At 59.3% G+C, this 7034-nt stretch carries 6 protein-coding genes; 4 read left to right on the top strand and 2 right to left on the bottom strand.

Annotated elements, in window-relative coordinates; genetic code table 11:
* From ABX749_RS15820 to ABX749_RS15805, 4 genes are all read left to right on the top strand, one after another.
* On the top strand, positions 1-1842 hold a 1842-nt coding region (locus ABX749_RS15820), incomplete at its 5' end, for a hypothetical protein (protein ID WP_372896833.1).
* Positions 1839-3092, top strand: coding sequence for a lactate racemase domain-containing protein (locus ABX749_RS15815; RefSeq protein ID WP_372896832.1), 1254 nt, complete (start codon positions 1839-1841; stop codon positions 3090-3092). The genes ABX749_RS15820 and ABX749_RS15815, both read left to right, overlap by 4 nt.
* Positions 3093-3432: 340 nt before the next feature.
* Positions 3433-4500: a prephenate dehydratase gene (gene pheA / locus ABX749_RS15810; protein WP_372896831.1), complete on the top strand. Its 1068-nt coding sequence runs from the start codon at positions 3433-3435 to the stop codon at positions 4498-4500.
* Positions 4501-4759: 259 nt separating this feature from the next.
* Positions 4760-5521 (top strand): hypothetical protein, encoded by a 762-nt coding sequence (locus ABX749_RS15805; RefSeq protein ID WP_372896830.1) that lies wholly within the window; start codon positions 4760-4762, stop codon positions 5519-5521.
* Positions 5522-5539: 18 nt separating this feature from the next.
* Here the strand turns inward: ABX749_RS15805 and ABX749_RS15800 are convergent, their stop codons facing one another.
* Together ABX749_RS15800 and ABX749_RS15795 are read right to left on the bottom strand one after the other, a co-directional pair.
* A complete protein-coding gene (locus ABX749_RS15800) occupies positions 5540-6442 on the bottom strand; it encodes a DUF1573 domain-containing protein (protein ID WP_145219633.1) in 903 nt (300 codons plus the stop codon).
* Positions 6443-6692: 250 nt separating this feature from the next.
* Positions 6693-7034: Maf family protein (locus ABX749_RS15795; protein WP_372896829.1), on the bottom strand; the 342-nt coding region annotated here is incomplete at its 5' end.

Here is a 7034-nt window from a genome sequence, read left to right as displayed (position 1 = left end):
GATAGCCTTGCGCATCGCCCACGGTCCGCAAACGAAACCGAGAGTGATTGGCCAACGGCCATCAACAAATGTCTCGTCAACCGCGGATCTTGTGCATGGCCGTTGGCCAAATTCGACGCCACGACCCTCTTCCTCTGCGCCGCGCTGCCATTCACCACGACCGTCGCGGTCGCCCAGCAGCCGACCGTTGACGATGCCGACCGCATGGTCGCCGTCACCATTTCAGCAAACCAAGCGGATCACCAGCCGCCTGTCGGCAACAGCGCGCGGCGACTTTGCCGTGCCGAACCGGACAAAAACATCCCCGATTGGAACGTCGAGGGCTGGCAGGCCTACCAACGTCTCTGGAATGAATTGGCCGCCAACCCCGACGACCCGGCGCTGCGAAAGTACCTCGGGCTTCCGATCGGATCGGCCGCCGAACGCGACACGTTTGTGATCAAGTCGGCGCGCGGCCGCAGCGCCCCGAAATGGCTGGGTTGGAGAAGTGGTTCGTATCGGCAAATCGAGACGCCCCATCTGCAACTCTTTTCCCACGCCGACGAAGCCACCACGCGTGAAGTCGCGACGGACATGGAACGTGTGTACTGGATCTGGACACAACTGTTCTTTCCGCTGTGGGAAGGCAATCATCAAGTCGCGCTTCATCTGCGTGACATCGATCCCGATCAACGTGTTGCGTCCTCGTTGGCAAAAAATCCCGCCAGACTCGCTTCGCGGCGCAAGCTACGCATCGTGTTGCTCAAAGACGCTGACGACTACGCACGAACACTCGGCACATCAACGCCCGGCATCAGCCAGTCGACCGGTTTTTACAGCGACCAACGCCAGACGTCGTTCTTTTATCCCTCGCCATCGGCCGACGCCGTCGCATCGCGCCGGCACGAATTAATTCATCAACTGTTCCGCGAAGCCACTCGATCCCGACTGACGGGTGAACTGCCTGGCGCGCGAGCTGATTTCTGGTTGATCGAAGGCATCGCGGGTTACTTCGAATCGCTGCACGTCGACCGTGCCCGCGCAACGGTCGGCGGCTGGGATAGCCCGCGTCTGCAATTCGCCCGTTACCGGGTTCTAGGCGGTCGTGATTTCATCCCGCTACAAGAATTACGAACCGCTGGTCACGCTGCCGCACAACAACAATCCGATCTGGCCCGTTGGTACGCCAACGCGATCGCCTACACCCATCTGCTGCTCGACGGTGACTCCGTTGCCCATCGGCGCTGGGTTTACCAGCAACTCACCACGCTTTACCAAATCCCGCTCGACGTGCCGGCCGCCGCCGCTCCCGAGTCGCCCGAACGGGGGCTGATCGATTTCCTTCGAGTCGACGACGCCGTGCTTCGTGACAACCCGACCAGCCGTCCGTTGACGCAGCTGTGTTTTTCAAATTGTGAAACCACCCCGACCGGACTCGCTTCACTGACAACGTCGACCGATTGCCAATGGATGGATCTGTCACGACAACCGGTTGCCACCGCCGATGTCACGCGACTTTGCCCCACACCAAATCAGCTGGATCAGTTGTCACTCGAAGCGACCCGGGTCGATGATTCCATCCACGCCTGGCTGCGGCAGGCGACGAACTTGCGCGAACTCGATCTCAGCTGGACAACCTGCGGCGATCAAACCGTCGCGGCCGTCGCGAACCACAACGCGCTGCAAACGTTGTGGTTGACCGGAACCCAAGTCACCGACGCATCGATTCCCACACTCGCCGCAATCGGCACGCTGCAATCGATCGATGTCCAACGCACCGCCATCACCAGCGCCGGCTTGGCAAAACTCAAAACGCTTCGTCCCGATTGCAACATCAACCCCCTGCAGCTCCGCGTCCAATGACCTTTCCTCGCTTCTTCACCGCGAAGCAATCACTCACCTCGCATCGAATCGGCGATGTCGCGGCCGAAGTGACCGAGCAGCTCAAGGCGGAAGCGGCGATCGAGCAGATCCGTCCGGGACAATCGGTGGCGATCGCCGTCGGCAGCCGTGGCATCGACCGAATCGCCGAAGTCACGCAATCCGTGGTGCGTCTGTTGATCGATCGCAACGCCCAGCCCTTCGTCGTCCCCGCGATGGGCAGCCATGGCGGTGCAACCGACCAAGGCCAAGCCGCCACGCTCGCGGCATTGGGGATCACGCCCGAATCGGTCGGTTGTCCGATCCGGTCATCGATGGAAACGGTCTCGATCGGTGAAGGCCCCGGCGGCATCCCGCTGTCGTTTGACCGCAACGCCGCAGCCGCCGATCATCTGATCGTGATCAATCGCATCAAGCCCCACACCAAACTGGACGGTTCGATCCAAAGCGGTGTTTGCAAGATGTTGATGATCGGACTTGGCAAACATCGCGGTGCGATCGCCTTTCACCCCGCGTTCAAATCCTTCGATTATCGGCTGGACCGAATCACCGCCGACGTGATCCCGAAGATCCTGGCGGCGACCCCGTTCTTGTTGGGAATCGCACTGGTCGAAGACGCCCATGACTCGATCGGCCAGATCGCCGTCGCCACCGGTGATCAATTGCTGGACCTGGAACCGACACTGCTACGCAGGGCGATCGAGTGGATGCCCAAGCTGCCGTTTCGAACGGCCGAACTGCTGATCATCGATGCGATCGGCAAAGAGATCAGCGGCACCGGATTGGACACCAACGTCGTCGGCCGCAAGTGGCACGACAAGATGGCCGGCGACGATGAATGGCCCAAGATCGATGAGATCTACGTTCGCTCGCTGACGGAAAAGACCGCCGGCAATGCATCCGGGATCGGCATCGCCGAATACACGCATCGACGCGTCGCCGAGGAGATCGATCCGGTCAAGACACGCATCAATTGCATCACCGCAGGCCACCCGACCGCGGCCGCGCTGCCGGTCTGGTTCGACAGCGATCGCGAGGTGCTCGAGGCCGTCACTGGACAAGCACCAATGGACGCCGATCAACGGCGTTGGCTGCGGATCTCCAACACGCTCGATCTGGAAATCATCCATTGCAGCGAAGCCTATTGGGAAGACGCTCGACGCAGCGACCATCTTGAAATCCTCGACGATCCCCAACCACTCCGCTTCGATGACCAGGGTGATTTGGTTTGAGCCTTGGCCAGAGCGGGGAGGTAAGGTGGCGGCGGGGAGGTAGGAAGATTTTGGAGGTAGGAAAATTGCCGAAATCGAATGGGCCGAAATCCATTGGATCGTGCATCGCATTATTTTCTTACCTCCGAAATCTTCTTACCTGTTTTCCGCAAGGGCTCGTTAACCTGGAGATACGCCCACCCAGATGCAGGGCACCCAGACGCAGGGCACGCCGCTGGTGGCGACACTTCCATTCGATCTGTCGATGCCCTCTGGCCGGGGCCGCCATTGCAAGACAACCAAGAATCCTTGATAAACAGCGACGAGATTTCCCCGTTTTACATTGCCACCCGACCCCTTCATGCCTGCTTCGAAACCCGAAACGCTTGACCAACTTGATCTTCAATTGCTGCGGCTGATTGAACAGCGCCGCCAGCTGGTCGAGACGTTGGCCGACGACCAATCCCTTCCCTCGGTCGGCCAATCGAACACCCACCTCGCCCAGGCATTGGACGGATTCTGCCGCGAGTCCACTCAGACGCGTGAAAAAAAGAGCGTCGAATCGCTGCGTCAAACCCTCCGCCACATCGACAGCTATTGTCGCCTTGGGGTGGGCCCAGGTGCCGTCAGCTTTCTCGGCCCGAAGTACAGCTACAGCCATCTGGCGGCGATCAAGTATTTCGGAGACGCAACCCCGTTTGCTCCGGTGGCAACGATCCCTGCAGTCTTCGATGCCGTCCACCGCGGCGATGCCGCCAGCGGTCTGGTGCCGATCGAAAACAGCACCGACGGCCGCGTCGTCGACACGCTGGGCATGTTCGCCCGCCGCCACATGCAGATCTGCGGCGAAGTCTTACTGCCGATCCACCACAACCTGCTGGCGAGCGGCAAGCGAGATCAAATCACCGAGATCCACAGCAAACCCCAAGCCCTGTCCCAGTGCCGCGTTTGGCTGGCCGCCAATTTCCCGGCCGCCGCGCTGATCGAAGTCGGCAGCACGACGACGGCCGCGGAATCTGCCGCTCAGCATGCCCACATCGCCGCAGTGGCCAGTCTGCCGGCCGGGCGTGAATATGGACTCGATGTGCTGAATCAAAACATCGAAGACAATCGCGAGAACGTCACGCGTTTCGCCGTCCTCGGCCGCGACGAAACCCACCCCACCGGCAAAGACAAAACGTCACTGCTGTTCCAAGTCGAACATCAACCCGGCGCCCTGGCCGGCGCGATGAGCATCTTCAGCCAGTCGCAATTGAACCTGACCTGGATCGAATCCTTCCCCTTGCCCGGATCGCGGAACGAATACTTGTTCTTCGTCGAATTCAGCGGTCATCGTGGCGAGGACCGCGTGGCCACCGCGATCGATCAATTGAGTTCGATCACACGCCGGCTGGAGATTTTGGGGTCGTATCCGGTCGCCGTGCTGTAATTGAGCGATTTGCCCGGGCTTCCCAGTGCTCTGTCCAGATCTGAATTGAGCGCTGCGTTTGTCGAGCGGAAAAGGGGTCAGGTTCCAAAAACCAAAGGGCCCAAAGGGTGCTTCGCATTTTTGGTACCTGACCCCTTTTCCGCAGCTCCCTCATTCTAAAAGTTGACGGAGCACTAGCGACAGTTTCACAACTGACCTTCCCACCAGAGCGGGTAATCACTAAGAGTGGTTCGTTCATCGGTCAATCAAGGAAGGTTCAATGAAAAAATCGCAAAGAAACGGCGGCGGGCAGAGCGAGGATCTGGCCCCTCCACCCCGCACGACGTTCGACTATCCCGTCCGCTTAGTCGCTTACACCTTGATTGCCGCAGCCCTCTGTCAATTAATCTTGCTAGCGGTCCGTGGCGTGGGAATCGAGTTCGTCGCCCGCGAAAACGGTCCCGTCGAACTGGCGCAAGTCGACATGGCCCTGTTCGCCTCCGTCTGCCTGATGATTGCCGCCGTCCAGATGCCCTTCGGCCGCACGCTGTTGATCGTGTGTGGTTGCCTGGTCGGTTACGCCGCGGCGCGTGAATGCGATTCCTGGTTCGAATCCGTGTTCTTTGATGATGCCTACAAGTACCTGGCCGGACTGCCGCTGCTGGGCGTGGCACTGGTGGCCTTGGTTCGCGGTCGAAAACGGATCGTCGTCGAGTCGCGGGTGCTGCTGAGGACGCCTTCGATGACGATCTTCGCGATCGGGGGCATCTACATTTGCACCCTCTGCCAGGCGTTCGATGTCCCAGACCTTTGGACCGCCGGCGGACTGAGCGAATCGCCTGAAATGACGAAGGCAGCGGTGGAGGAATTCGCCGAACTGTTCGGCTATCTGTTGCTCGCGTTCTCCGGCGTCGAATCCCTGGCGATGGCATTCGCACACGGGAACGTCGAAACCAGATCCGTCGAATCGGCTGCTGCCGAAGCGACTTGCATCGAACTCACGACACCGCAGGTCGACGCACCGTCGCGGAAAGCCGCTTGACCACCGCTGCGATCCGGCTCAACCGCTGACGACGCCGGTGACGATGCACTTGACCGATTTGCCGCCATCCAGATCGGTGTTGATCAGAATCTCTTGTCCGACGCGGTCCTCGGTTTCCCCCGCGTTGAATCGCAAGGTCACAAAGTGCAGTTTCTTGCTGCCGCTGGGGGCCATGAATTCAAACCGTTGGTCGGCGCAAACGATGTCTTTGATTGTAAAGGGTTCGTCGCCGCGAATCACCAGTCGCTTTTCAACCGTCGCCCCAGGTTCCGCGGTCCCGAAACTGACCGCCGAAGGTGAAACACTCAACGACGGGCGGATCCGTCCGTTGATCGACATTTCCGTCGTCGGAAAATCGACGTCGTTGCTGATCAACGTCAACCGTTCGTGAACATCGCCCTCGGGCATCGACCCCAAGACCTTCACCCGCATCCGGTAACGCACCATCCCCGGTGACTTCTGCGGTGCACTCAGTTGGACTTCCAAGTCGTCGCAAAACGATCGCACATCGGTGATCTGCCAATCACGATTTCCCGTGTGCGTGATCACGATGTCCTGCTGAGTTCCAACCCCCGAGGCAATCTCACCGAATGCGACTTCAGGCGGATCAAACGTGACATCGGTTCGAATGAACCCGCTGACCTTCAGTTGAACTTCGGCATAGTAGGGCCGATCAATCACAACCGTGATGACCGCAGACTTCTGGCCGATGAAGGTGCTGGTGTTGAAACGGGCCACCACCGAAGCGGTCTCGTGAGTCTTCAGCGTGTTTTGGGTGACCGTCGGCGTCGTGCAACCACAACTCGATCGGACCGCCGCAACGTGAACGTCTTCCTGATACAGGTTCGTGAAATCGAACAGGTATTCACACTTTGCCCCCCGCCCGACGATGCGAAAATCGTGGCTCGTCGTCTTGAACATCTTCTCCGCCCAGTTTTCACCCGAAGAGGATGGAGCGGCGGAAGTCTGTCGTGACGAAACCGTGCGGGAATCAATCTGCCCGATCGCGGAATCGCAATTGACAGCAAAACAAACGAGCAAGCACCACGCAACCAGAGGCATGGTGCTGCGTCGAGACAACACGGCGGGAAAACTATGAATCATCAATTCGGACCGTTCGGCGAGAGTCGATGTGGGCCATCGGCATACCACCGTCAAACTTTACCAAATCTCACTCGTTTGAAGTAGGCGTTTCCGATTGTCTGGCATCTATGGTTTCGGCAACTGAGTGAAAATTTTCCAGTAATTCTTTCAGCCGCTCCATTGGAAGCCCGACAACGTTGCTTTCGCTGCCCCCACCGACGATTTCAATCCAGTCATTTCCGTCCTGAAATCCGAACGCCCCCGCTTTTCCTTCCCACAACAGCGTGTCGAGGTACTCTCGAATCATGGTTTCGGACAGCGATTGCATCTGCAACTCGGTGCGGACGACGTCGACGATGCAGCGAGACTCGCCGGTGGACCACAGGCAGACGCCGGTGTACACGTCGTGGCGACGTCCGCTGAGCGTGCG

The sequence above is a fragment of the Stieleria sp. genome (genome assembly GCF_041595215.1).
GTDB classification, from domain to species: domain Bacteria; phylum Planctomycetota; class Planctomycetia; order Pirellulales; family Pirellulaceae; genus Stieleria; species Stieleria magnilauensis.
This window is presented reverse-complemented; position numbering and strand designations above follow the sequence as displayed.